Genomic DNA, 21,969 nt, shown 5'->3' with positions numbered 1-21,969 from the left:
TAGCTAACCTAAACCTGCATGCCCATGACCTCTTGATAAGCCGACACCAGCTTATTACGCACCTGGATCCCCATCTGCAGGGAAACCGAGGCTTTTTGCAAATCGGTCATCACATCATTCAGCGCCACACCCGGCTCGCCGAGGGTGAACTTTTCTGCCTGCGTGCGCGCTGCGGTCTGGGTATCACTGATACGGTCAAGAGCGGCATGCAGTTGCCCTGCAAAGCTGATGCTCGGCTGCTGATCTGCCACATTCTGATTACGGGCCGTCATCGCCGTTGCCTGCAGCTGACTGATTACCCCTTCAATGCCCTGTATAGCCATGACTCTCCCCTGGATGGTTTTTTACGCGGTCAAGACTAACAGCTTGTCAATAAGATAATGGCGGTAAATAGCATGAAAAAACCAGGTTATTTGACGCATAGAAAATCACGAATCATCAAATAATGGCAGGGCCATCAATATGGAACATTTGTCGTGTTTGCCGACCCGGGAGTCAGTTTTGTTTCTCTACACGAATAACGTAAACCACCAGGATTTAAGAGGTGCGCAATGAGTGCAACAGCATCGACAGCGCCGCAGAATAAATCACTCGAGTGGATGAACCGCCTTCGCGCGAATCCTAAAATCCCGTTGATCGTGGCAGGCGCTGCCGCAATTGCGATCCTTGTAGCGATGGTCCTGTGGGCGAAAAGCCCTGATTACCGGACGCTCTACAGTAACCTTTCCGATCAGGATGGCGGCGCCATCGTCACCCAGCTGACCCAGATGAACATCCCTTATCGCTTTGCCGATAATGGCGGTGCGCTGGAGGTCCCGGCAGATAAGGTGCACGAACTGCGTCTTCGCCTGGCCCAGCAGGGGCTGCCGAAGGGCGGCGCGGTAGGCTTTGAGCTGCTGGATCAGGAAAAATTCGGTATCAGCCAGTTCAGCGAGCAGGTGAACTACCAGCGTGCGCTGGAAGGTGAGCTGGCCCGCACCATTGAAACATTAGGCCCGGTGAAGAGTGCCCGCGTGCACCTGGCGATGCCTAAACCTTCCTTATTTGTCCGCGAACAGAAATCACCTTCGGCTTCCGTGACCGTGAACCTTGAGCCAGGCCGCGCGCTGGACGAAGGGCAAATCAGCGCGGTGACGCATCTCGTCTCCAGCGCCGTCGCCGGTCTGCCGCCGGGTAACGTGACGCTGGTTGACCAGAGCGGTCACCTGCTGACGCAATCCAATACCGCCGGTCGCGATCTGAATGACGCGCAGCTGAAATATGCCGCTGATGTGGAAAGCCGTCTCCAGCGTCGTATCGAAGCGATCCTGGGTCCGGTGGTGGGCAACAGCAACGTGCACGCGCAGGTGACCGCGCAGATCGACTTCTCGAATAAAGAACAAACCGAAGAGCAGTACAGCCCGAACGGCGATGCGGCGCAGGCGGTTATGCGTTCGCGCCAGATCAACACCAGCGAGCAGATTGGCGGCGCAAACCCGGGCGGCGTGCCGGGCGCGCTGTCTAACCAGCCTGCCCCGGCTAACGCGGCGCCGATCTCTACGCCGCCGGCCAATCAGCAGAACGGCCAGCAGAATAACCAGCAGACCACCTCAACGGCGACGAACAGCGGTCCACGAAACAGCAGCCGTAACGAAACCACGAACTACGAAGTGGATAGAACGATTCGCCACACTAAACTGAACGTGGGCGATATTCAGCGTCTTTCCGTGGCGGTAGTGGTGAACTACAAAACGCTGGCGGATGGCAAACCGTTGCCGTTGACCGCCGAGCAGATGAAGCAGATTGAAAACCTGACCCGTGAAGCGATGGGTTACTCCGAGAAGCGCGGCGATACCCTCAACGTGGTGAACTCACCGTTCAACTCGGTGGAAGAGACCGGCGGTGAACTGCCGTTCTGGCAACAGCAGGCGTTTATCGACCAGCTGATGTCCGCAGGACGCTGGCTGCTGGTGCTGATTGTCGCGTGGCTGCTGTGGCGCAAGGGCGTTCGTCCTCAGCTCCAGCGCCGTGCTGAAGCCGAAAAAGCGGCTCGCGAGCAGATGAATGCGCGTCAGGAAACGGAAGAAGCGGTTGAAGTGCGCCTCAGCAAAGATGAACAGATGCAGCAGCGCCGCGCTAACCAGCGCATGGGTGCCGAGGTGATGAGCCAGCGCATTCGCGAAATGTCAGATAACGATCCGCGCGTCGTGGCGCTGGTCATCCGTCAGTGGATGGGTAACGAACATGAGTAATACGCTTACGGGCACCGATAAAAGCGTCATCCTGCTGATGACCATTGGCGAAGATCGCGCGGCAGAGGTGTTTAAACACCTCTCCCAGCGGGAAGTGCAAATTCTCAGTGCGGCGATGGCCAACGTGCGTCAAATCTCCAACAAGCAGCTGACCGAAGTGCTGTCGGAGTTTGAGCAGGAAGCCGAACAGTTTGCCGCGCTGAACGTCAACGCCAACGACTACCTGCGTTCCGTGCTGGTCAAGGCGCTGGGCGAAGAGCGTGCCGCCAGCCTGCTGGAAGATATTCTGGAAACGCGCGATACCGCCAGCGGTATCGAAACGCTCAACTTTATGGAACCGCAGAGTGCCGCCGACCTTATTCGCGACGAGCACCCGCAGATTATCGCCACCATCCTTGTCCACCTCAAACGTGGTCAGGCGGCCGATATTCTGGCGCTGTTCGAAGAGCGCCTGCGTCACGATGTGATGCTGCGTATCGCCACCTTCGGCGGCGTCCAGCCTGCCGCGCTGGCGGAGCTGACCGAGGTGCTGAACAACCTGCTCGACGGCCAGAACCTCAAGCGCAGCAAAATGGGCGGCGTGAGAACGGCGGCAGAAATCATCAACCTGATGAAAACGCAGCAGGAAGAGGCCGTCATTACGGCGGTTCGCGAATTCGACGGCGAGCTGGCACAGAAAATCATCGACGAGATGTTCCTGTTCGAAAACCTCGTCGAAGTGGACGACCGCAGCATCCAGCGCCTGCTCCAGGAAGTGGATTCCGAGTCGCTGCTTATCGCCCTCAAAGGCGCCGAGCAGCCGCTGCGCGAGAAGTTCCTGCGCAACATGTCTCAGCGTGCGGCCGATATCCTGCGCGACGACCTTGCCAACCGTGGTCCGGTTCGTCTGTCTCAGGTGGAAAACGAACAGAAAGCCATTCTGCTTATCGTTCGTCGTCTGGCGGAAACCGGCGAGATGGTGATTGGCAGCGGAGACGACACCTATGTCTAATGAGCTGCCGTGGAAGCGCTGGACGCCGGACGATCTGGCCCCTCCCCTCTCCGAGTTCACGCCAGCCGCGATCCCGACCGAGGCGCTTGACCCGGACGTCGAGCAGCCCGAGCTGAGCGAAGAGGAGCAGCAGGCGCAAATGCTGGCTCAGCTGCAAATGCAGGCGCACGAGCAGGGCTACAATGCCGGTCTGAACGAAGGCCGGCAGAAAGGCCACGAGCTGGGGTATCAGGAAGGCCTGGCGAAAGGGTTAGAGCACGGTATCGATCAGGCGCGCCAGCAGCAGGCGCCGATCCATGCCCGCATGCAGCAGCTGGTCAGCGAGTTTCAGCACACGCTGGACGCGCTGGACAGCGTGATCGCCTCGCGACTGATGCAGATGGCGCTGGAAGCCGCGCGTCAGGTGATCGGCCAGACGCCCGTCGTGGATAACACGGCGCTAATCAAACAAATTCAGGGTCTGCTGCAGCAGGAGCCGCTGTTCAGCGGGAAGCCGCAGCTGCGCGTCCACCCGGACGACCTGCAGCGCGTGGAAGAGAGCCTGGGTGCGACGCTAAACCTGCACGGCTGGCGTCTGCGCGGCGACCCGTCGTTACATCACGGCGGCTGCAAAGTTTCTGCCGATGAAGGCGATCTGGATGCCAGCGTCGCCACCCGCTGGCAGGAACTGTGTCGCCTGGCGGCACCGGGAGTCGTCTGATGACCGCACGCCTCACCCGCTGGCTCACCACGCTCGACAACTTTGAGACGAAGATGGCGCAACTGCCCTCTGTTCGTCGTTATGGGCGGCTGACGCGCGCCACCGGTCTGGTCCTGGAGGCCACCGGCCTGCAGCTTCCGCTGGGCGCGACCTGCGTGATTGAGCGTCAGGACGGTCTGGAAACGCGTGAAGTAGAAAGCGAAGTGGTCGGGTTCAACGGCCAGCGCCTGTTCCTGATGCCGCTTGAAGAGGTGGAAGGTATTCTGCCCGGCGCGCGCGTATATGCCAAAAACACGTCCGGCGATGGGCTGCAAAGCGGGAAACAGCTGCCGCTTGGTCCTGCCCTGCTGGGTCGCGTGCTGGACGGCAGCGGGAAGACGCTCGACGGGCTGCCCTCCCCGGACACCACCGAAACCGGCGCATTAATTACCCAGCCGTTTAACCCCCTGCAGCGTACCCCTATCGAGCATGTGCTCGACACCGGCGTGCGACCGATTAACGCCCTGCTGACCGTGGGACGCGGGCAACGTATGGGCCTGTTCGCCGGGTCAGGCGTGGGTAAATCCGTCCTGCTCGGCATGATGGCGCGCTATACGCAGGCCGATGTGATCGTCGTGGGCCTGATCGGCGAGCGCGGTCGTGAAGTAAAAGACTTTATTGAAAACATTCTGGGTGCGGAAGGCCGTGCCCGCTCGGTGGTCATTGCCGCACCGGCGGACGTGTCGCCGTTACTGCGTATGCAGGGGGCAGCCTATGCCACCCGCATCGCCGAAGATTTTCGTGACCGCGGCAAGCACGTGCTGCTGATCATGGATTCGCTGACCCGCTACGCGATGGCGCAGCGTGAAATCGCGCTGGCTATCGGTGAGCCACCGGCGACCAAAGGCTACCCGCCTTCGGTCTTCGCCAAACTCCCTGCCCTGGTGGAACGTGCGGGGAACGGCATCAGCGGCGGCGGCTCCATCACCGCTTTCTATACGGTGCTGACCGAAGGCGATGACCAGCAGGATCCGATTGCCGACTCCGCGCGCGCGATCCTTGACGGTCATATCGTGCTGTCTCGTCGTCTGGCCGAAGCCGGACACTATCCGGCGATAGATATTGAAGCCTCTATCAGCCGCGCGATGACCGCGCTGATAACCGAGAAACACTACGCCCGCGTGCGTAACTTTAAACAACTCCTCTCCAGCTTCCAGCGCAACCGCGATCTGGTCAGCGTGGGGGCGTATGCCAAAGGCAGCGACCCGATGCTCGACAAAGCGATTACCCTGTGGCCGCAGCTGGAGGCATTTTTGCAACAAGGCATTTTTGAACGTGCCGACTGGGAAGATTCAATTCAGGCTCTGGAGCTGATTTTCCCGCAGGTGTAACACAGGTGGAGGGCGAAGGTCATGGCGCAAAACAGCGCGTTATCAACGCTGAAAGATCTGGCTGAAAAAGAAGTTGATGATGCCGCATTGCAGCTTGGCGCAATGCGACGCGGGTGCCAGCAGGCTGAAGAACAGTTGAAGATGTTAATCGACTATCAGCATGAATATCGCACCAACCTCAATACCGATATGACACAGGGCATTGGAAGCCAGCGCTGGATTAACTATCAGCAGTTTATCCAGACGCTGGAGAAGGCGATAGATCAGCATCGCCAGCAGCTTCACCAGTGGACCCAGAAAGTCGATACCGCGCTGAATTTCTGGCGCGAGAAGAAGCAGCGACTGCAGGCCTGGCAGACCTTACAGGACCGACAGATTGCGGCAACGACCCTGGCGGAAAACCGCCTGGATCAGAAAAAAATGGATGAGTTTGCCCAGCGCGCATCAATGAGGAAACCGGAATGATCACACTGCAACAACTGCTGATGAGCGACAGCGACCTGTCAGGCGGTACGCAGACAGGAAAAGGCACCGACGGTGCACAGGACTTTCTCGCGCTGCTCGCGGGCGCCCTGTCGGACGCGACGGGCAAGGGCAACGATGCGCCCCTGACGCTGGCTGACCTGAAAGCCGCCGGCAGCAAGCTGTCCCACGTTGCTCAGGACGCTAAAGGGGATACCACCCTGCAGGCCAAAATTGCCGACCTGCTCTCGCGTCAAACTGCGCTGAATGGCGATGAAACGTCGCCCGTTACGTCGCTTGATACGCTGGTAACCGGGCTGGTGCCGCTGTCAAAGGGTGATGCCCTGAAAACGCTTAATGCGGTCAACAGCAAAGATGACGGCAAAAGCGAGCTGAGCGAAGAGGAGCTGGCCGGGTTAAGCGCGCTGATGGCCATGCTGCCGCACCAGCAGACCAGCACCTCACGTGCGGCAGGCAGTGACGGTGTGTCCGCCACCGCAACGCTGAGTTCAGCGGCGCTGACGCAAAACGGCGCGGGCCAGCCGTCCCTGAACGCGCTTCCGGGAAGCCATGATAAAGCCCAGAGTGCTGCGCCTTATCAGAGCCAGGCGAAAAACAGCGACCCGGCCCTGTCGGGTAACGCGCCGGCCACGCCGGCCGTGGCCGCAACGGCAGAGAAGCAGGAGCTTGCCAGTTCCTCCTCCTCAGCCTCACCGACGGCGACCCTGGCACCGATTATGTCCAGCCATGCGACCAGTCAGACGGCCGCCACCGTCGCCACCGCACCGGTGTTAAGCCAGCCTCTGGGTACGCATGAATGGCAGCAGTCCCTGAGCCAACACATCACCCTGTTCACTAAACAGGGCCAGCAGACGGCCGAGCTGCGTCTGCACCCGGAAGATCTGGGTCAGGTGCAAATTTCGCTTAAGCTGGATGATAACCAGGCGCAGCTGCAGATGGTTTCTGCGCACAGCCATGTCCGTGCGGCGCTGGAAGCCGCGCTGCCGGTCCTGCGAACCTCACTGGCGGAGAACGGCATTCAGCTTGCGCAAAGCAGCGTCAGCAGCGAGAGCTTTGCCGGGCAGCAGCAGTCCTCATCCCAGCAGCAGCACCAGGCTTCGCGTTCCGGCAACACCGGCGGCTTTAATGACGAGAGCGATGAGTTACTGCCTGTCCCTGCCGCTCTGCAATCCGCCGCGCGCGGTAACAGTGCCGTAGACATCTTCGCCTAAACGCCAGAGGTAGCGTGATTATCCCCGTCTTTTCCACGCTTTGACGACAGCAGGACACGGGATAATCACCTTATTAAGCTGTACCGAAACAGGAAGCTCGTATCAGATGACTGACTCCGCTATCACCAAAAAAAGTAAGCGTTCCATCTGGATCCCGCTGCTGGTGTTGATCACGCTCGCCGCCTGCGCTACCGCGGGCTATAGTTACTGGCGTATGCAGCAGGAACCTTCGACCGCTGCGGCCAAAGCCGAACCTGCACCACCGCCGGCGCCGGTATTTTTCCCTCTGGACACCTTCACCGTGAACCTCGGTGACGCGGATCGTGTGCTGTATGTCGGTATTACGCTGCGCCTGAAGGATGAAGCCACGCGCGCGCGTCTGAATGATTATCTTCCGGAGGTGCGTAGCCGCCTTCTGCTGCTGTTCTCTCGTCAGGACGCTTCGGCGCTGGCCACCGATGTGGGTAAGCAAAAGCTGGTCGACGCCATTAAACAAACGCTGGCGACTCCGCTGGTAAACGGCCAACCTAAGCAGGAAGTCACTGACGTTCTGTATACAGCCTTCATTCTGCGGTAACGACATGGGCGACAGTATTCTTTCTCAGGCAGAAATCGATGCGCTGCTCAACGGCGACAGCGATAAAAGTGATGATCCGCAACCGGGTATTGGCGGCGATAGCGATATTCGTCCCTATGACCCGAATACCCAGCGTCGCGTGGTACGTGAACGTCTGCAGGCGCTGGAGATCATTAACGAACGTTTTGCACGTCAGTTCCGTATGGGGCTGTTTAACCTGCTGCGTCGTAGCCCGGATATTACGGTCGGTGCGATCCGCATTCAGCCGTATCACGAGTTTGCCCGCAACCTGCCGGTGCCAACCAACCTTAACCTGATTCATCTGAAGCCGCTGCGCGGCACCGGTCTGGTGGTGTTTTCGCCAAGCCTGGTGTTCATCGCGGTGGATAACCTGTTCGGCGGCGACGGGCGTTTCCCGACCAAAGTAGAAGGTCGCGAATTCACCCACACCGAACAGCGCGTCATTAACCGCATGCTGAAGCTGGCGCTGGAGTCCTACAGCGACGCGTGGAAAGCGATTAACCCGCTGGAAGTGGAGTACGTCCGTTCTGAGATGCAGGTGAAATTTACCAATATCACCACCTCCCCGAACGATATCGTCGTGAATACGCCGTTCCACGTGGAGATCGGTAACCTGACCGGCGAGTTCAACATCTGCCTGCCGTTCAGCATGATCGAACCGCTGCGCGAGCTGCTGGTTAACCCGCCGCTGGAGAACTCCCGCAACGAAGACCAGAACTGGCGTGAAAACCTGGTCCGCCAGGTCCAGCATTCGCAGCTTGAGCTGGTGGCGAGCTTCGCCGATATCCCGCTGCGGTTATCTCAGATCCTGAAATTACAACCCGGTGATGTTTTGCCGATAGAAAAACCCGACCGCATTATTGCCCATGTGGATGGTGTCCCCGTGCTGACAAGCCAGTACGGCACGATTAACGGTCAGTATGCGTTACGCGTTGAGCACTTGATCAACCCGATTTTGAATTCGCTGAATGAGGAACAGCCCAAATGAGTGACATGAACAATCCGTCCGATGAAAACAGCGGAGCACTGGACGATCTGTGGGCTGACGCGTTAAACGAGCAAAAAGCGACCCCGGCCAAAAGCGCAGCGGATGCCGTATTCCAGCAGCTCGGCGGCGGTGACGTCAGCGGCACGCTGCAGGATATCGACCTGATTATGGATATCCCGGTTAAGCTGACCGTTGAGCTGGGACGCACCCGCATGACCATTAAAGAGCTGCTGCGCCTGACGCAGGGCTCTGTAGTAGCCCTTGACGGTCTGGCCGGCGAGCCGCTGGATATCCTGATCAACGGCTATCTGATTGCTCAGGGTGAAGTGGTGGTGGTGGCCGATAAATACGGCGTACGCATCACCGACATCATTACCCCGTCTGAACGTATGCGTCGTCTGAGCCGTTAAGCATGAAAACCCAGGCAACAGTATCGCAACCTTCTGCCGTTCCCGGCTCGCCTCTGCTCCAGGTGAGCGGGGCGTTGTTCGGTATTATTGCCTTTATTCTTATCGCCGCCTGGCTGGCGAAGCGCTTTGGCCTGGCGGGGAAAACCGCCGGTGCCCGCGGGCTGAAGGTCAGCGCCAGCACCACGCTGGGGCCTCGTGAACGCGTGGTCATCGTCGAGGTGGACGATGCGCGCCTGGTCCTGGGCGTCACGGCGTCAAACATCAGCGTGTTACATAAACTGCCGCCCGCCCCTGCTGTGGTGGACGAGCGTGCAGAGGCCCCTGCGGATTTCCAGTCCGTGATGAAGAGTTTGCTTAAGCGTTCCGGGAGATCCTGATGCGCCGTTTGTTATCCCTGACGCTTGCGGGCGTTGGCCTGTTTGCTCCCGCGGTCTATGCGCAACTGCCCGGTCTGGTTTCTACCCCGCTCGCGGGCGGCGGCCAAAGCTGGTCGCTTCCGGTTCAGACGCTGGTGTTCATCACCTCGCTGACGTTTATTCCGGCCATCCTGCTGATGATGACCAGCTTCACCCGCATCATCATCGTTTTTGGTCTGCTGCGAAACGCGCTCGGCACCCCTTCCGCTCCGCCAAACCAGGTTCTGCTCGGGCTGGCGCTGTTTTTGACCTTTTTCATTATGTCGCCGGTGATCGATAAGATTTACACCGACGCCTACCAGCCGTTCAGCGAAGATAAAATCTCTATGCAGGAGGCGCTGGATAAAGGCGCGCAGCCGCTGCGGGAATTTATGCTGCGTCAGACGCGCGAAGCCGACCTGGCCCTCTTTGCCCGCCTGTCCAACACCGGCGAGCTGCAGGGACCGGAAGCGGTGCCCATGCGTATTCTGCTGCCCGCGTATGTGACCAGCGAGCTGAAAACCGCATTCCAGATTGGCTTTACCATCTTTATTCCGTTCCTGATTATTGACCTGGTGATCGCCAGCGTCCTGATGGCGCTCGGGATGATGATGGTGCCGCCCGCGACCATCGCCCTGCCCTTTAAGATCATGCTCTTTGTGCTGGTCGACGGCTGGCAGCTGCTGGTCAGCTCGCTGGCGCAGAGTTTCTACAGTTAAGGAACGGCAATGACACCCGAATCGGTCATGATGATGGGCACGGAGGCGATGAAAATCGCGATTGCCGTTGCCGCGCCGCTGCTGCTTGTCGCGCTGGTTACCGGTCTGATTATCAGTATTCTCCAGGCCGCCACGCAGATTAACGAAATGACGCTGTCATTCATCCCGAAAATCATCGCCGTGTTCGTGGCGATTATCGTGGCCGGGCCGTGGATGCTGAACCTGCTGCTGGACTATATGCGCAACCTGTTTACCAACCTGCCGTACATCATCGGCTGACCTGACGATGCTGCACTTCACCAGCGACCAGTGGGTTCAGTGGCTCGGCGTCTATTTTTGGCCGATGCTGCGCATCATGGCGCTGATCTCCACCGCCCCCATTCTCAGCGAGAAATCGATCCCCAAGCGTGTCAAAGTGGGGCTGGGCATCATCATCTCCATTATCGTCGCCCCGTCTCTTCCGCCGGTGGATATTCCGATCTTCTCGGCGAATGCCGTATGGGTGGCCCTGCAGCAGGTGATGATTGGCGTCGCCGTTGGCTTTACCATGCAGCTCGCCTTTGCCGCGGTGCGTACCGCGGGGGAACTGATTGGCCTGCAGATGGGGCTATCGTTCGCCACGTTTGTTGACCCTGGCAGTCATCTCAACATGCCCGTGCTGGCGCGCATTATCGATCTGCTCGCCATGCTGCTGTTCCTGTCGTTCAACGGCCATCTGTGGCTTATCTCCATGCTGGTGGACACGTTCCATACGCTGCCGATTGGCGAAAATCCGGTGAACAGCAATGCGTTTCTGGCGCTCACCCGCGCGGCGGGGCTGATCTTCCTCAACGGGCTGATGCTGGCGCTGCCGATCATCACCCTGCTGCTGACCGTCAACCTGGCGTTAGGTTTACTCAACCGAATGGCACCGCAGCTTTCGGTGTTTGTCATTGGTTTTCCGCTGACGTTGACGGTCGGAATTTTATTAATGTCATTACTGATGCCACTTATCGCTCCCTTCTGTGAACATTTATTCGGCGAGATATTCAACCTGTTAGCGGATATTGTCAGCGAACTGCCACGTAAATAATAGCCCGCACTGTTGTTACTGTCTTTCTGAGGATATTCCTAAAATAAAACGCGAAAAACATCTTCCAGGATATATCTGACGCGGTTTAATTGTTTCTAACCACCTCACAATACTTAATATTTACTTTACTTTAAGAAGATTCCTGGCAAATTATACGTAACTTTACGGGATAGTGAGTCCGCCTGAAAGTCTTTGTCATGCTCACAGGTTTATTATTTTTTTCCATCCCGTATGGCTGTTTTGAGCTCTCAGGCAGATGGTGAATTATCGTTACGCATTGAGTGAGGGTATGCCATGTCAACGATCATTATGGATTTATGCAGCTACACCCGGCTAGGGTTAACCGGGTACCTGGCAAGCAGAGGGGTAAGAAAGAGAGACATCAACGATGCACACACCGTTGACGAACTCGCAGCCGCTTGTGACGAACTAAAACCAGGCGTGGTGTTTATTAATGAGGACTGTTTCATTCACGATCCAGCCAACAGTCAGCACATTAAGCAAATCATTAATCAGCATCCAAAAACCCTGTTTATTGTTTTTATGGCGATCGCGAATATCCATTTCGATGAGTATTTGTTGGTCCGTAAAAATTTATTGATCAGTTCTAAATCGATTAAACCCGAGTCGCTGGATGACATTTTGGGTGATTATTTGAATAAAGAAGTTAAAAATGTAGGAGCGGTTAACTTACCCACCCTATCATTAAGCAGGACTGAATCAAGTATGCTGCGAATGTGGATGGCGGGACAAGGAACTATTCAGATCTCCGACCAGATGAATATTAAAGCGAAAACCGTTTCATCACACAAAGGAAATATTAAACGGAAAATTAAAACGCATAATAAGCAAGTGATCTACCACGTGGTACGCCTGACCGATAATGTGACGAACGGGATTTTCGTCAACATGCGTTAGTCGCTTAAGAAAAGACCCTGTGCACCCTACCTTTGATCTCTGGCCTGGCCAGAGATTTTTGCTTTTACAGCGGGTGTCGGGCACGCAATGTGCTACCCGACGCCGTGCTAGTCTGCCTTCTCAACAAAAATCCCGTCCGGATGCCCCAGTTCGTTAAAAAACCAAATGCCGAGCGGGTAGTCTTCCAGTGATACCAGGTACATTGTACCTTCGCTAAACTCTTCAATTGCCAGCACCACACCCGGGCGGCGCGGCCCACCGTCCGTTTTAACGGTTACCCGATCGTTGACCTTCATACATTCCTCCTCTGGTTTTGAGCCAGTGTAGAACAAAACGCAAAAACGCACATCGCCGCCCGGCGTGAATGGCGTTTTTATGCACAGGCTATACTTAACCCTGGACACGTTTGCAGGTTGAAAGAGGAGTCCCGCAATGAAGACCGATAAAGAGTACAGCGATACCATCAAGCGCGAAGTCGAGGTGGATGTCGATGCCCTGCTGGCCGCCATCAATGAGATCAGCGAGTCAGAAGTCCGCCGCTCGGACGACAATTCGGACCGCGTCATTGTCAACGGAAGGGATTATCACACCTATCGCGAGCTGGCCGAGGCCTTCGAGCTCGATATTCACGACTTTAGCGTGTCGGAAGCCAATCGTTAGGGCGAAAAAAATCCCGGTCATGGGGATGACCGGGATCAAAACTTGCTTATGCAAGAAGCACTTGAAAATTCGTTACACCAGGAAATCTGATGTACATGCCACACTATCCCCAACGAATTTGTCTGACAAGCATATATTCTTAGGATGAATATAATATTTTTAACATAATGCTTTTGGTTATGAGCAATAACATACGCCGAATGCGGGTTTGCCAGGGAATACTCTCATTTCTCCGGTTAACAATTCGGATATTTTTTAGGAATTTTCTTAGAGAGAAACGCATCCGTCACCGGGAGTCACTATGCCTTCACTGCGGGATACCTTGCTGATTTTTTCCGACCTGGATGGCTCGTTGCTGGATATTCATACCTATGACTGGCAACCCGCCATGCCCTGGCTGGACAGGCTGCAGGATAACCAGATTCCGATCATTCTCTGCAGCAGCAAAACCGCGGCAGAGATGCTGGATATTCAGCAGGATCTGGGGCTGGAAGGCCTGCCGTTTATTGCCGAGAACGGCGCGGTGATTCAGCCTGACGTGCGCTGGGACAATATCCAGCGTCAGATTAGAGGGATGACGCACCGGGATATTCGTCCGCGGATCGAGCAGATTCGCCTGCAGACGGGCTTTAAACTCACCACCTTTGACGATGTGGATGAGCACGTTATTAGCGAGTGGACCGGACTGACGCGCTACCGTTCGACGCTTGCCCGCAAGCACGAAGCCTCCGTCACGCTGATCTGGCGCGATACCGACGAGAACTTGCTTCAGTTTGAAGAGGAACTGGCGCACAGCGGCCTGCAATGCCTGCAGGGGGCGCGCTTCTGGCATATTCTGGACGCCCGCTGCGGTAAAGACGTGGCGGTTAACTGGCTGATTGAACGGTATCGCGAGCAGGAAGACATTGAACCCACCACGCTAGGGCTCGGCGACGGTCCCAACGATGCGCCGCTGCTCGACAGCATGGACTTCGCGGTGGTGATCAAGGGGATTAACCGCCAGGGCATCACGCTACGGGACGATAATCCCGCGCGGGTCTATCACACCCAACAGCCCGGGCCTGCGGGCTGGCAGGAGGGGCTGGATCATTTCCTGTCCTGATCCCGCCACACGACCCGGTTACGCCCGCTCTGCTTGGCCTGATACAGCCGGGCGTCCGCCACGGACTGCAGCTGTTCAAAATCGTAATTGCCCGTTTCATCCGCGCTGCTGACGCCCAGTGACGCGCTGATGCGCAGGGTTGTGCTCTTCTTCACCAGGATCTCCTTACTGTTGATTCGGCAACGAATGCGTTCGGCGACGCCTCTCGCCTCCTCCAGACCAAGACCGGGAAGGACAACACAAAACTCTTCGCCACCGACGCGTCCGGCCACGTCATTCTTGCGTAACGCGCTGGCAATCACGCCTGCCGTATGGGAAAGCACCTTATCACCGGCCTGATGGCCGAAACGGTCGTTGATGTTTTTAAAATAGTCGAGATCGATCTGAATCACCGAGAACGGCAGCGACTGCTGACGACAGGTTTCCGCCAGCAATTTTGCGCGGTCGAACAGCGCGCCGCGATTATTCAATCGGGTCAGCGGATCGTGCCAGGCCTGCCACTGGAGCGAGTGCTGAAGCGTATACATGTTACTCACCATCCGACGGATCACCAGCCACGAGATCAACAGCATGGCGGTAAAGAGCGCCCACAGCAGCGCCAGCACAATGCTGATACTGCCGAAGTCGTCCTGCACCCCTTCGTGCAGGGTGTGGATCCGCAGGACGACGCCATCGAAATGATCGAGCCGCTCCCAGGTGATAAACCGGCTCCCGAGGCGGATACCGCCGCCGGTATCGTGCTCAATCGCCTGGGCAATCTGCGCCGTTTCGCGTTCGTCAAACTGGTTAACCGGGCTTCCCGCGTGGGCTGAGGTAGCAATCATATTAAGCCGGGTATCGTACAGCTGATACTCCCCCTCCGTCCGGTCTTCCGTCGCGTCGGTCAGCAAACGCTGCATCGTGTCTAATGTAAAATCCATCGCCACGACGCCGTACCAGTAATGATCGAAATAGATGGGAACGCTGGCGGTGATCGTGCGTTCATCCCCGGTCCAGGATGAAGGCGTGGAGATAAACCAGCGCACGGCGCGGGCGCGGTTGTTACGTTCTGACTGCTGGGTAAACCAGGGCTGCGTGACCAGATTATAATAGCGGGCGGTAATATCACCCGCCCGATCCGGCGTATCCGTGGAAAGGAAAAATCCGGCGCGGGAGACGTAGATCACCCGCGCTTCCGTTTGCGCTCTCGATGACGCCAGCCTGAGCAGATACCCCACTTCGAGCGCGGCAGAAATTTCATGACTGATGCGCTCAGCGTCCCGGTTCAGAAGCGTGGTTTTATCCACGAACGCATCCGAGACCCCGTTGATGGGAAGGGTGCGCTTTTTATCAACGGCGAGCTGCCAGGTGGGGAGCATGCGGACGGTGTTAAAGCGTGACACCGCGTCCTGTAGGACATCAAAGGCCAGCGGCGTCTCGATTGCATCATGCATGCCCTGGCGGAATAACAGCATCCTGTCAACGCTGTTCTGTAACTGCCTGTCCAGCGAACTGGCCACCGTATCCAGATGGTTGCGCTGGCTGGAGATGTACGCTTCTTCCAGCACCACCACCTCACGCCAGGTCAGGAGCGTGGAAAACACCAGAACGATCAGAAAACAGAGATTAACAATCCGCCCCGGATTGCTACGCTTATGCAGCCATTGCAAAAAAGTTTGTCTTACAACAAAGGTATCGCGCTGCACACACACTCCCTGATTACTGCTCTATACCCGAAACCTGAGATAAAAACGCCCGGCAAAGCCGGGCGTTATGTGATTAAGCCTTGTCCCGTTTGTGCTGCCCGTCCCCCGGCTGAAGCTCATCTTCACGGAATGCTTCCCGCTTGATGCTATAGCCATCGTGCCACCGGCATTCCACCATTCCGCTGGAATACCCGGTGACGATCATACGTGGGCCGCCCTTTTTAGGCTTAACTTCATCACTGACCAAAAAGACCATACCTGCCTCCTGTATCAGGGTGAAACTGTTTCAATTTAGACGAGGAATGGTCTTTTTGCATCCTGCCGACGGTAACAATTAGTGCGACGTGCCGCGAATTTTCTCAACCAGCTTCACCGCCGCAACGACGATAGCGCCAATGATAAAGCCCAGCACCAGGTTCAGCAGCGTAGGCAGAATCGCCGCGATAACGGCCCCCTGCGTGGAGGAGAAATGTTCGATGGCATGGTGCAGCGGCGCAATGCCGTGAACCACAATTCCGCCGCCTACGAGGAACATCGCCAGCGTGCCCACCACCGATAAGCTCTTCATCAGCCAGGGCGCCAGCACCAGCAGGCTTTTGCCGATGCCTCTTGCCACCGCGCTCGACTTTTCTTCCAGCCAGTAGCCAATATCGTCCAGCTTGACGATCAGTCCCACCAGACCGTACACGCCCACGGTAACCAGAATCGCGATGCCGGAGAGGATCAGGACCTGATTCAGGAGCGGCGCGTCAGAGACAATCCCCAGCGTAATCGCGACGATTTCCGCAGACAGGATAAAGTCGGTCCGAATAGCGCCTTTGACCTTATCGCGCTCGAAGGTTTTTGGATCCTGCGCGGCCAGCGCTTCAAGACGCTGCTGGCGCACCTCCGGCGTATCGCTCTGCTTGCGCGCGCTAAAGGAGTGCAGCACCTTCTCCACGCCCTCGAAGCAGAGAAATGCCCCACCGATCATCAGTAACGGCGTGATGGCCCAGGGGATAAAGGCGCTGATCAGCAGCGCCAGCGGCACCAGAATCACCTTGTTCAGGAAGGAGCCTTTCGCCACGCCCCACACCACCGGCAGTTCACGGTTTGCCCTCACCCCACTCACCTGCTGCGCGTTAAGCGATAAATCATCGCCCAGCACGCCTGCGGTTTTCTTCGCCGCCAGTTTCCCCATCACTGAAATGTCGTCCAGTAGGGTGGCTATATCATCCAGCAATGTTAATAAGCTACTTCCTGCCAAAATCTTAATCCTTCATTTTTTGGTAATTAAGTGAATAGTATGGAGCAAAAGCGCAAACCCGGAAACAGGCACCTTACGTCAACAAAAAATTCACATCAGCTACACAATTAAAGGGCTCGCCAGCGCGATAGTTTTCGCGTTTACTATCAGCGACCTTTTTATTTCGACGTGAGGGATTATGCGTTTCCGGCAATTGCTACCGCTCATCGGGGCACTCTTTTCGCTGTACATCATCTGGGGCTCAACCTACTTTGTCATTCGCATCGGCGTGGAAAGCTGGCCGCCGCTGATGATGGCGGGCATCCGCTTCCTTTCGGCGGGTATCCTGCTGCTGGCCTTCCTGATGCTGCGCGGGCATAAGCTTCCCCCGCTGCGCCCGATGCTGAATGCCGCCCTGATCGGCCTGCTGCTGCTGGCAGTGGGGAACGGGTTTGTGACGATTGCCGAGCACCAGAACGTCCCGTCCGGGATCGCCGCCGTGGTCGTTGCCACCGTACCGCTGTTTACCCTCTGCTTCAGCCGTCTTTTCGGCATCCGCACCCGCAAGCTGGAATGGCTGGGGATTGGGATTGGGCTGGCCGGCATTGTTCTGCTCAACAGCGGCGGCAACCTGAGCGGGAATCCGTGGGGCGCGGTGATAATCCTGATCGGCTCGATGAGCTGGGCGTTCGGCTCCGTCTACGGGTCGCGTATCGAACTGCCGACCGGCATGATGGCCGGTGCGATTGAGATGCTCGCCGCGGGGATTGTCCTGCTTCTGGCCTCCACCCTGACGGGAGAAAAGCTGACCGCGCTGCCGGACCTGTCGGGCTTTCTCGCGGTAGGCTACCTGGCGCTGTTTGGCTCTATCATCGCCATTAACGCCTATATGTTCCTGATCCGCAACGTCTCCCCTGCGGTCGCCACCAGCTACGCCTACGTTAACCCGGTCGTGGCCGTGCTGCTCGGGACAGGACTGGGAGGAGAAACGCTCTCGCCTGTGGAATGGATTGCTTTAGGGATCATCGTGTTTGCCGTCGTGCTGGTCACGCTGGGCAAATATTTGCTGCCGGCAAAACCGGTGGTCACGCCTTGTGAGGTGGAGAAACCGTAAGCAGGTGAATACCCTGCGTGTCGATCTGCGCGGTCTGACCGCCGCCGCAGATCCACTCTTCCAGCCGTTCGCGCAGATCGGTATCGTTCAGCTTTAGTCTGCCTCTCAGCGCACACTCCCAGACGATCAGCACCCGCCAGCCCTGCGCAATAAGCATTGAGAGATCCCGTTTGTCACGCTCGACGTTCTTGCCAATCTTATCCAGCCAGAAATCGGTGCGCGTCGCGGGGACTTTAAACAGGTAGCAGTCGTGATGGTGCCAGAAGCAGCCGTGAGTAAAGATGATGCACTGCCAGGCGTCGAGGACGAAATCGGGACGCCCCGCCAGGGCGGGATCCTGCACGCGAAAGTCAAAGCCCGCCTGCGTCAGCAGCGCGGCCAGGCGCTTTTCAATGGCGGTGTCACGCGTGCCGATGGCACGCATGTTTTTACTGCGCGTGGCCTTATCGTGAACGTCCGTCATTGACGGCCTCACTCTGGCGTAGCGCCACCGCCTGTCTGATGCGCGGAGCCAGCAGTTTTGCGACAGCCGCAAACGCGGGAACGACGACCGAGTTACCAAACTGGCGGTACGCCTGGGTGTCTGAAACCGGAATGCGGAAACCGTAGCCTTGCGGCGTTTCAAAGCCCATCAACCGGGCGCATTCCCGCGGCGTTAAGCGCCGTGGGCGATGACGCTGGTTGTGCGGATCGTCGAAATCTTTTTCACCCAGCGCTTTATCCCAGCCTCTGTCGATCAGGATTTCCGCGCCGTCTTTATAGTAGCGAGCAGACAGCGTGCGGGTGACGCTGTGCGGATCGTTCGGGTTGACCATCCCAAAACCGAAGCCGTTGCCTTTCGCCTGATGCTTCTTGGCATAGCGGTAGAGGTATTTCCACAGCACCGGGGTCAGGATAAATTTCGCGTCGACGACCGGTTCCAGCAGGTCGGCCACGGTAGGACGGCGCTCGGGATACAGAGAAGGAATATCCCGCAGGGTGAAATCCCCTTTCAGATTGAGATCGCGGCGGAAGCCCACCAGCACGATACGTTCGCGATGCTGGGGCAGGAAATGTTTCCCATCAATGATTTTAGGATCGTCCGCGCCCATGTCCTCTGAATCGGCCACGTCATAACCCAGCTCATCCAGCGTTTGCATGATAATGCGGAAGGTTTTCCCGCCGTCGTGGCTTTTTAAGTTTTTGACGTTTTCCAGTACAAAAATGGCCGGACGACGGGCGTCAATAATGCGCGCCACGTCAAAAAACAGCGTTCCCTGCGTATCGCAGGCGAAACCGTGGGCGCGTCCGAGGGCATTCTTCTTGGAGACGCCGGCCAGCGAAAACGGCTGGCACGGGAAGCCGGCCAGCAGCACGTCATGCGCGGGGATCGTCTGACGAATATGCTCGGCGGCCTGCTCATCGCTCACGCCGCTTTTATGGCTCAGGGTGACATCGCGAATATCGGCGTTGAAATGATGCTCGTGCGGGTCGCAGTACCAGTTGGCCTTATAGGTACGCACGGCGTGCTTGTTCCACTCGCTGGTAAATACGCACTGTCCGCCGATAGCTTCAAAACCGTGCCGAATACCGCCGATACCGGCAAACAGATCGATAAACCGGAAGGCATAGTTCGGGTGCGCGGCAGAAGGTCGCGGAAGCAGGTTTTGCAGATAACGAAACTCGCCTTCACTCAGGCGACGCCCTGCTCGCTCGCTGGTCAGCAGACGTTTAAGGATCGCCGGGCTCCAGTGGCTTTCGCCGTGCGCCACCAGCAGACTGGCCAGCGTTTTAGCATCATAGATATCCAACAGCTGGCGCAGTAAGGCCTGCACCGTTGCCGTTGATTTCTCAGCCTGCGCGGGCGCGGGCTCTTTCACTGCTCGATTTTCCTGCATTCTTTTAACCGGAGAGTAAAGACTGGGAACAGATTACCACAGTTCAGTTGCGCAAACTGCGACGGAAGCGGCTCAGCACCTGGCTATCCAGCCCGAGGCAGTCGCCGTGTAATTCGGCGCTGAGTTTCGCCATAAACTGGATCAGAAAATCGACATTGTGACATGCCAGTTCGCGGCCCATTTCCGTCTGCATTGTATCAGGCAAACGCAGCAGCTTGGTCTGAAAATGGTCGAGGGCAAATGCCCTATCGTCGAGGGGGCGCACATCGGCAAAGGGATCGTCCGCGTCAAATAGCGGCACGCCCAGCGCGCCCGAGACGGCAAAAACGCGCGCCAGGCCGATAGCACCTAACGCTTCCAGCCGGTCAGCGTCCTGCACTATTTTGGCTTCCATACTCTGCGGCGCGATTTCGGCGCTAAAGCTGTGCGCCTCAATCGCGTGCGCGACGGCGGCAATATGCTCTGGCGGAAAGTCCGGAAAGTCGCGGCGCAGAATGTCGCTCGTCTTACGCGCGGCGAGCCTTGACGACTGACTGCGTTCGGGATGATTTTTCGGCAGGCTGACAATATCGTGAAAATAGCATGCGGCCAGAATCACCCGCGGCTCGACCGTGTGGTGAACCATGATTTTTTGCGCCGTCATCCAGACCCGTCGAAAATGCGAAATATCATGTGCGGTATCGTCGTTCTGATGATTTTCCTTGAGCCAGCGCTCAAAGCCATGCTGCCACCGGGCCAGTTCCATCGTCATGTCCTGTTGTTAAAAAGAGGATGAATTATAACATAGCCAAATTAAACAAATTAAAAAATAGAAATGCGAAATATTTAATAATAATTACACCTTATAAATTCAATTAATTAATTCACCGGAAAAATAAAGAGATTTATAGAAATAATTTGAAATATTTCATCGAATTTTATTACATTTATTTTTGAAACTAAATCACATCTCCTGGAATAGTATCAACCCTGTAATTACGGAGGGTAATTACATATATTCATATAAATTATCTTTAAAGGGAATATATAATGAAAAGAAAAGTTCTGGCAATTCTTGTACCCGCGTTATTAATGGCAGGCGCAGCAAATGCGGCTGAAATGTACAACAAAGACGGCAATAAAGTTGACCTGTACGGTAAGGTTGATGCGCGTCATACCTTCTCTGACAACCCTGGCGACGACGGCGATGAAACCTATGTACAGATTGGTTTCAAAGGCGAAACCCAGATCACTAACGACCTGACCGGTTACGGCCAGTGGGAATATAAAACCTACGCTAACGATACCGAAGGCGCGGGTGATAAATCCTTTAACCGTCTGGCATACGCTGGCCTGAAATTTGGCGAATACGGTTCATTTGATTATGGCCGTAATTACGGCGTCGTGTACGACGTTGAAGCGTGGACCGATATGCTGCCTGTATTTGGCGGTGATTCCTACACCTGGACTGATAACTTTATGGTTGGCCGTACCAACGGTGTTGCGACCTATCGTAATAATGATTTCTTTGGTCTGGTTGATGGCCTGAACTTTGCGCTGCAGTATCAGGGTGCTAACGAAGGTGCTAACGCTAACGAAGATCAGGAAGGCACTAAAAACGGTCATAAAGACGTACGCTTCCAGAACGGCGACGGCTTCGGTATGTCCACCTCCTATGACTTCTCTGGCGATCTGTCCGGCCTGAGCCTGGGTGCGGCGTACTCTTCTTCTGACCGTACCAACGATCAGGTTGCCTACGGCAAAGCCGCAGAAAGCATCGGTTTTGCGGGTGGCGAAAAAGCTGAAGCCTGGACCGTTGGCGCGAAATACGACGCAAACAGCGTTTACCTGGCGATGATGTATGCGGAAACCCGCAACATGACGCCAATCGGCAACGTTGGTATCGCCAACCAGACTCAGAACTTTGAAGCGGTTGCACAGTACCAGTTCGACTTCGGTCTGCGTCCTTCCCTGGCATGGGTTTACTCAAAAGGTAAAGATCTGGACGGTAAAGGATTCAATCAGGATCTGGTTAACTACATCGACCTGGGCATGACCTACAGCTTCAACAAAAACTTCTCCACTTATGTTGATTATAAAATCAACATGCTGGACAACGATGAAGCGCTGTATGACGCATACGGTATTTCCACCGACGACATCGTTGGTGTGGGCATGACCTACCAGTTCTAACCTCTAAAAATACCAAAGGCCGCATCTGCGGCCTTTTTTATTTCTTAA

25 protein-coding genes and 1 pseudogene are annotated in these 21,969 nt (G+C 56.4%); 18 read left to right on the top strand and 8 right to left on the bottom strand.

Annotated features, from left to right (window positions below; all coding sequences use genetic code 11):
* Nucleotides 1-8: 8 nt before the first annotated feature.
* Complete coding sequence (fliE, locus tag ACHH0Z_RS02265) at nucleotides 9-323, bottom strand: flagellar hook-basal body complex protein FliE (RefSeq protein WP_008500329.1); 315 nt, start codon at nucleotides 321-323, stop codon at nucleotides 9-11.
* A gap of 228 nt (nucleotides 324-551) precedes the next feature.
* Here fliE and fliF point away from each other — a divergent pair, with 228 nt between their 5' ends.
* The 14 genes and pseudogenes from fliF (at nucleotide 552) to rcsA (ending at nucleotide 12,086) form a co-directional block, all read left to right on the top strand.
* Nucleotides 552-2,231: a flagellar basal-body MS-ring/collar protein FliF gene (gene fliF / locus ACHH0Z_RS02260; protein WP_021241384.1), complete on the top strand. Its 1,680-nt coding sequence runs from the start codon at nucleotides 552-554 to the stop codon at nucleotides 2,229-2,231.
* Entirely contained in the window at nucleotides 2,224-3,222 is a 999-nt protein-coding gene (fliG, locus tag ACHH0Z_RS02255) for a flagellar motor switch protein FliG (protein WP_008500327.1), read from the top strand. Before fliF ends, fliG begins: the two co-directional genes overlap by 8 nt.
* Complete coding sequence (gene fliH, locus ACHH0Z_RS02250; protein WP_008500326.1) at nucleotides 3,215-3,922, top strand: flagellar assembly protein FliH; 708 nt, start codon at nucleotides 3,215-3,217, stop codon at nucleotides 3,920-3,922. Before fliG ends, fliH begins: the two co-directional genes overlap by 8 nt.
* Nucleotides 3,922-5,292: a flagellar protein export ATPase FliI gene (gene fliI, locus ACHH0Z_RS02245; protein WP_395149488.1), complete on the top strand. Its 1,371-nt coding sequence runs from the start codon at nucleotides 3,922-3,924 to the stop codon at nucleotides 5,290-5,292. Before fliH ends, fliI begins: the two co-directional genes overlap by 1 nt.
* Before the next feature lie 21 nt (nucleotides 5,293-5,313).
* Entirely contained in the window at nucleotides 5,314-5,757 is a 444-nt protein-coding gene (gene fliJ, locus ACHH0Z_RS02240; RefSeq protein ID WP_021241386.1) for a flagellar export protein FliJ, read from the top strand.
* Nucleotides 5,754-6,986, top strand: coding sequence for a flagellar hook length control protein FliK (gene fliK / locus ACHH0Z_RS02235; RefSeq protein WP_021241387.1), 1,233 nt, complete (start codon nucleotides 5,754-5,756; stop codon nucleotides 6,984-6,986). The genes fliJ and fliK overlap by 4 nt, the downstream gene beginning before the upstream one ends.
* Nucleotides 6,987-7,092: 106 nt before the next feature.
* Nucleotides 7,093-7,563 (top strand): flagellar basal body-associated protein FliL, encoded by a 471-nt coding sequence (gene fliL, locus ACHH0Z_RS02230; protein ID WP_021241388.1) that lies wholly within the window; start codon nucleotides 7,093-7,095, stop codon nucleotides 7,561-7,563.
* A gap of 4 nt (nucleotides 7,564-7,567) precedes the next feature.
* A complete protein-coding gene (gene fliM / locus ACHH0Z_RS02225) occupies nucleotides 7,568-8,572 on the top strand; it encodes a flagellar motor switch protein FliM (RefSeq protein WP_008500320.1) in 1,005 nt (334 codons plus the stop codon).
* On the top strand, nucleotides 8,569-8,982 hold the full coding sequence (gene fliN / locus ACHH0Z_RS02220; protein ID WP_008500318.1) for a flagellar motor switch protein FliN: 414 nt from the start codon (nucleotides 8,569-8,571) through the stop codon (nucleotides 8,980-8,982). Before fliM ends, fliN begins: the two co-directional genes overlap by 4 nt.
* A gap of 2 nt (nucleotides 8,983-8,984) precedes the next feature.
* Nucleotides 8,985-9,359, top strand: coding sequence for a flagellar biosynthetic protein FliO (gene fliO / locus ACHH0Z_RS02215; RefSeq protein WP_021241389.1), 375 nt, complete (start codon nucleotides 8,985-8,987; stop codon nucleotides 9,357-9,359).
* Complete coding sequence (gene fliP, locus ACHH0Z_RS02210; protein WP_008500316.1) at nucleotides 9,359-10,096, top strand: flagellar type III secretion system pore protein FliP; 738 nt, start codon at nucleotides 9,359-9,361, stop codon at nucleotides 10,094-10,096. The genes fliO and fliP overlap by 1 nt, the downstream gene beginning before the upstream one ends.
* A gap of 9 nt (nucleotides 10,097-10,105) precedes the next feature.
* The gene (fliQ, locus tag ACHH0Z_RS02205; protein ID WP_008500315.1) at nucleotides 10,106-10,375 is read left to right on the top strand and encodes a flagellar biosynthesis protein FliQ; all 270 of its coding nucleotides are present in this window, start codon (nucleotides 10,106-10,108) and stop codon (nucleotides 10,373-10,375) included.
* 7 nt (nucleotides 10,376-10,382) lie between these two features.
* Nucleotides 10,383-11,175, top strand: a pseudogene (gene fliR, locus ACHH0Z_RS02200) (flagellar biosynthetic protein FliR); the annotation flags it as partial.
* Nucleotides 11,176-11,462: 287 nt separating this feature from the next.
* A complete protein-coding gene (gene rcsA / locus ACHH0Z_RS02195) occupies nucleotides 11,463-12,086 on the top strand; it encodes a transcriptional regulator RcsA (protein ID WP_008500313.1) in 624 nt (207 codons plus the stop codon).
* A 107-nt stretch (nucleotides 12,087-12,193) separates the two neighbouring features.
* Here rcsA and dsrB read toward each other — a convergent pair whose 3' ends face one another.
* Nucleotides 12,194-12,382, bottom strand: a complete 189-nt coding sequence (dsrB, locus tag ACHH0Z_RS02190; protein ID WP_008500312.1) for a protein DsrB — start codon at nucleotides 12,380-12,382, stop codon at nucleotides 12,194-12,196.
* Between the two features lie 136 nt (nucleotides 12,383-12,518).
* On the opposite strand from dsrB, the gene yodD reads away from it, so the two are divergent.
* Both yodD and ACHH0Z_RS02180 read left to right on the top strand, forming a co-directional pair.
* A complete protein-coding gene (gene yodD / locus ACHH0Z_RS02185) occupies nucleotides 12,519-12,746 on the top strand; it encodes a YodD family peroxide/acid resistance protein (protein ID WP_008500310.1) in 228 nt (75 codons plus the stop codon).
* 301 nt (nucleotides 12,747-13,047) lie between these two features.
* Complete coding sequence (locus tag ACHH0Z_RS02180; protein ID WP_045407525.1) at nucleotides 13,048-13,848, top strand: mannosyl-3-phosphoglycerate phosphatase-related protein; 801 nt, start codon at nucleotides 13,048-13,050, stop codon at nucleotides 13,846-13,848.
* Here the strand turns inward: ACHH0Z_RS02180 and dgcQ are convergent.
* The 3 genes from dgcQ to ACHH0Z_RS02165 form a co-directional block, all read right to left on the bottom strand.
* The gene (dgcQ, locus tag ACHH0Z_RS02175; protein WP_395149487.1) at nucleotides 13,833-15,533 is read right to left on the bottom strand and encodes a cellulose biosynthesis regulator diguanylate cyclase DgcQ; all 1,701 of its coding nucleotides are present in this window, start codon (nucleotides 15,531-15,533) and stop codon (nucleotides 13,833-13,835) included. The genes ACHH0Z_RS02180 and dgcQ overlap by 16 nt on opposite strands.
* Before the next feature lie 73 nt (nucleotides 15,534-15,606).
* On the bottom strand, nucleotides 15,607-15,789 hold the full coding sequence (locus ACHH0Z_RS02170; RefSeq protein ID WP_008500307.1) for a YodC family protein: 183 nt from the start codon (nucleotides 15,787-15,789) through the stop codon (nucleotides 15,607-15,609).
* Between the two features lie 78 nt (nucleotides 15,790-15,867).
* Nucleotides 15,868-16,779, bottom strand: coding sequence for a DUF808 domain-containing protein (locus ACHH0Z_RS02165; protein ID WP_008500306.1), 912 nt, complete (start codon nucleotides 16,777-16,779; stop codon nucleotides 15,868-15,870).
* Nucleotides 16,780-16,957: 178 nt separating this feature from the next.
* On the opposite strand from ACHH0Z_RS02165, the gene yedA reads away from it, so the two are divergent.
* Entirely contained in the window at nucleotides 16,958-17,872 is a 915-nt protein-coding gene (yedA, locus tag ACHH0Z_RS02160; RefSeq protein WP_021241392.1) for a drug/metabolite exporter YedA, read from the top strand.
* Here yedA and ACHH0Z_RS02155 read toward each other — a convergent pair.
* The 3 genes from ACHH0Z_RS02155 to ACHH0Z_RS02145 form a co-directional block, all read right to left on the bottom strand.
* A complete protein-coding gene (locus tag ACHH0Z_RS02155) occupies nucleotides 17,844-18,335 on the bottom strand; it encodes a very short patch repair endonuclease (protein ID WP_008500303.1) in 492 nt (163 codons plus the stop codon). The two genes, yedA and ACHH0Z_RS02155, sit on opposite strands and share 29 nt — an antisense overlap.
* Nucleotides 18,316-19,731, bottom strand: coding sequence for a DNA cytosine methyltransferase (locus ACHH0Z_RS02150; protein WP_023293871.1), 1,416 nt, complete (start codon nucleotides 19,729-19,731; stop codon nucleotides 18,316-18,318). Before ACHH0Z_RS02150 ends, ACHH0Z_RS02155 begins: the two co-directional genes overlap by 20 nt.
* A gap of 61 nt (nucleotides 19,732-19,792) precedes the next feature.
* The gene (locus ACHH0Z_RS02145) at nucleotides 19,793-20,494 is read right to left on the bottom strand and encodes a phosphohydrolase (protein ID WP_045407527.1); all 702 of its coding nucleotides are present in this window, start codon (nucleotides 20,492-20,494) and stop codon (nucleotides 19,793-19,795) included.
* 284 nt (nucleotides 20,495-20,778) lie between these two features.
* Between ACHH0Z_RS02145 and ompC the strand changes: the two genes are divergently transcribed.
* Nucleotides 20,779-21,921 carry a porin OmpC gene (ompC, locus tag ACHH0Z_RS02140; protein ID WP_023325575.1) on the top strand — a complete coding sequence of 381 codons (1,143 nt, stop codon included), beginning with the start codon at nucleotides 20,779-20,781 and terminating at the stop codon, nucleotides 21,919-21,921.
* Nucleotides 21,922-21,969 lie beyond the last annotated feature (48 nt).

This window comes from Enterobacter cloacae complex sp. 2024EL-00227, from assembly GCF_043945315.1.
In the GTDB taxonomy this organism is placed as follows: domain Bacteria; phylum Pseudomonadota; class Gammaproteobacteria; order Enterobacterales; family Enterobacteriaceae; genus Enterobacter; species Enterobacter roggenkampii.
Note: the sequence above shows the minus strand (reverse complement) of the source record. Positions and strands in the feature narration are given on the sequence as shown.

What these genes read in the sequence shown, in the direction of transcription:
- fliE (WP_008500329.1), bottom strand. Translation starts at nt 323, where the DNA reads ATGGCTATACAGGGCATTGAAGGGGTAATCAGTCAGCTGCAGGCAACG.
- fliF (WP_021241384.1), top strand. Translation starts at nt 552, where the DNA reads ATGAGTGCAACAGCATCGACAGCGCCGCAGAATAAATCACTCGAGTGG.
- fliG (WP_008500327.1), top strand. Translation starts at nt 2,224, where the DNA reads ATGAGTAATACGCTTACGGGCACCGATAAAAGCGTCATCCTGCTGATG.
- fliH (WP_008500326.1), top strand. Translation starts at nt 3,215, where the DNA reads ATGTCTAATGAGCTGCCGTGGAAGCGCTGGACGCCGGACGATCTGGCC.
- fliI (WP_395149488.1), top strand. Translation starts at nt 3,922, where the DNA reads ATGACCGCACGCCTCACCCGCTGGCTCACCACGCTCGACAACTTTGAG.
- fliJ (WP_021241386.1), top strand. Translation starts at nt 5,314, where the DNA reads ATGGCGCAAAACAGCGCGTTATCAACGCTGAAAGATCTGGCTGAAAAA.
- fliK (WP_021241387.1), top strand. Translation starts at nt 5,754, where the DNA reads ATGATCACACTGCAACAACTGCTGATGAGCGACAGCGACCTGTCAGGC.
- fliL (WP_021241388.1), top strand. Translation starts at nt 7,093, where the DNA reads ATGACTGACTCCGCTATCACCAAAAAAAGTAAGCGTTCCATCTGGATC.
- fliM (WP_008500320.1), top strand. Translation starts at nt 7,568, where the DNA reads ATGGGCGACAGTATTCTTTCTCAGGCAGAAATCGATGCGCTGCTCAAC.
- fliN (WP_008500318.1), top strand. Translation starts at nt 8,569, where the DNA reads ATGAGTGACATGAACAATCCGTCCGATGAAAACAGCGGAGCACTGGAC.
- fliO (WP_021241389.1), top strand. Translation starts at nt 8,985, where the DNA reads ATGAAAACCCAGGCAACAGTATCGCAACCTTCTGCCGTTCCCGGCTCG.
- fliP (WP_008500316.1), top strand. Translation starts at nt 9,359, where the DNA reads ATGCGCCGTTTGTTATCCCTGACGCTTGCGGGCGTTGGCCTGTTTGCT.
- fliQ (WP_008500315.1), top strand. Translation starts at nt 10,106, where the DNA reads ATGACACCCGAATCGGTCATGATGATGGGCACGGAGGCGATGAAAATC.
- rcsA (WP_008500313.1), top strand. Translation starts at nt 11,463, where the DNA reads ATGTCAACGATCATTATGGATTTATGCAGCTACACCCGGCTAGGGTTA.
- dsrB (WP_008500312.1), bottom strand. Translation starts at nt 12,382, where the DNA reads ATGAAGGTCAACGATCGGGTAACCGTTAAAACGGACGGTGGGCCGCGC.
- yodD (WP_008500310.1), top strand. Translation starts at nt 12,519, where the DNA reads ATGAAGACCGATAAAGAGTACAGCGATACCATCAAGCGCGAAGTCGAG.
- ACHH0Z_RS02180 (WP_045407525.1), top strand. Translation starts at nt 13,048, where the DNA reads ATGCCTTCACTGCGGGATACCTTGCTGATTTTTTCCGACCTGGATGGC.
- ACHH0Z_RS02170 (WP_008500307.1), bottom strand. Translation starts at nt 15,789, where the DNA reads ATGGTCTTTTTGGTCAGTGATGAAGTTAAGCCTAAAAAGGGCGGCCCA.
- yedA (WP_021241392.1), top strand. Translation starts at nt 16,958, where the DNA reads ATGCGTTTCCGGCAATTGCTACCGCTCATCGGGGCACTCTTTTCGCTG.
- ACHH0Z_RS02155 (WP_008500303.1), bottom strand. Translation starts at nt 18,335, where the DNA reads ATGACGGACGTTCACGATAAGGCCACGCGCAGTAAAAACATGCGTGCC.
- ACHH0Z_RS02145 (WP_045407527.1), bottom strand. Translation starts at nt 20,494, where the DNA reads ATGGAACTGGCCCGGTGGCAGCATGGCTTTGAGCGCTGGCTCAAGGAA.
- ompC (WP_023325575.1), top strand. Translation starts at nt 20,779, where the DNA reads ATGAAAAGAAAAGTTCTGGCAATTCTTGTACCCGCGTTATTAATGGCA.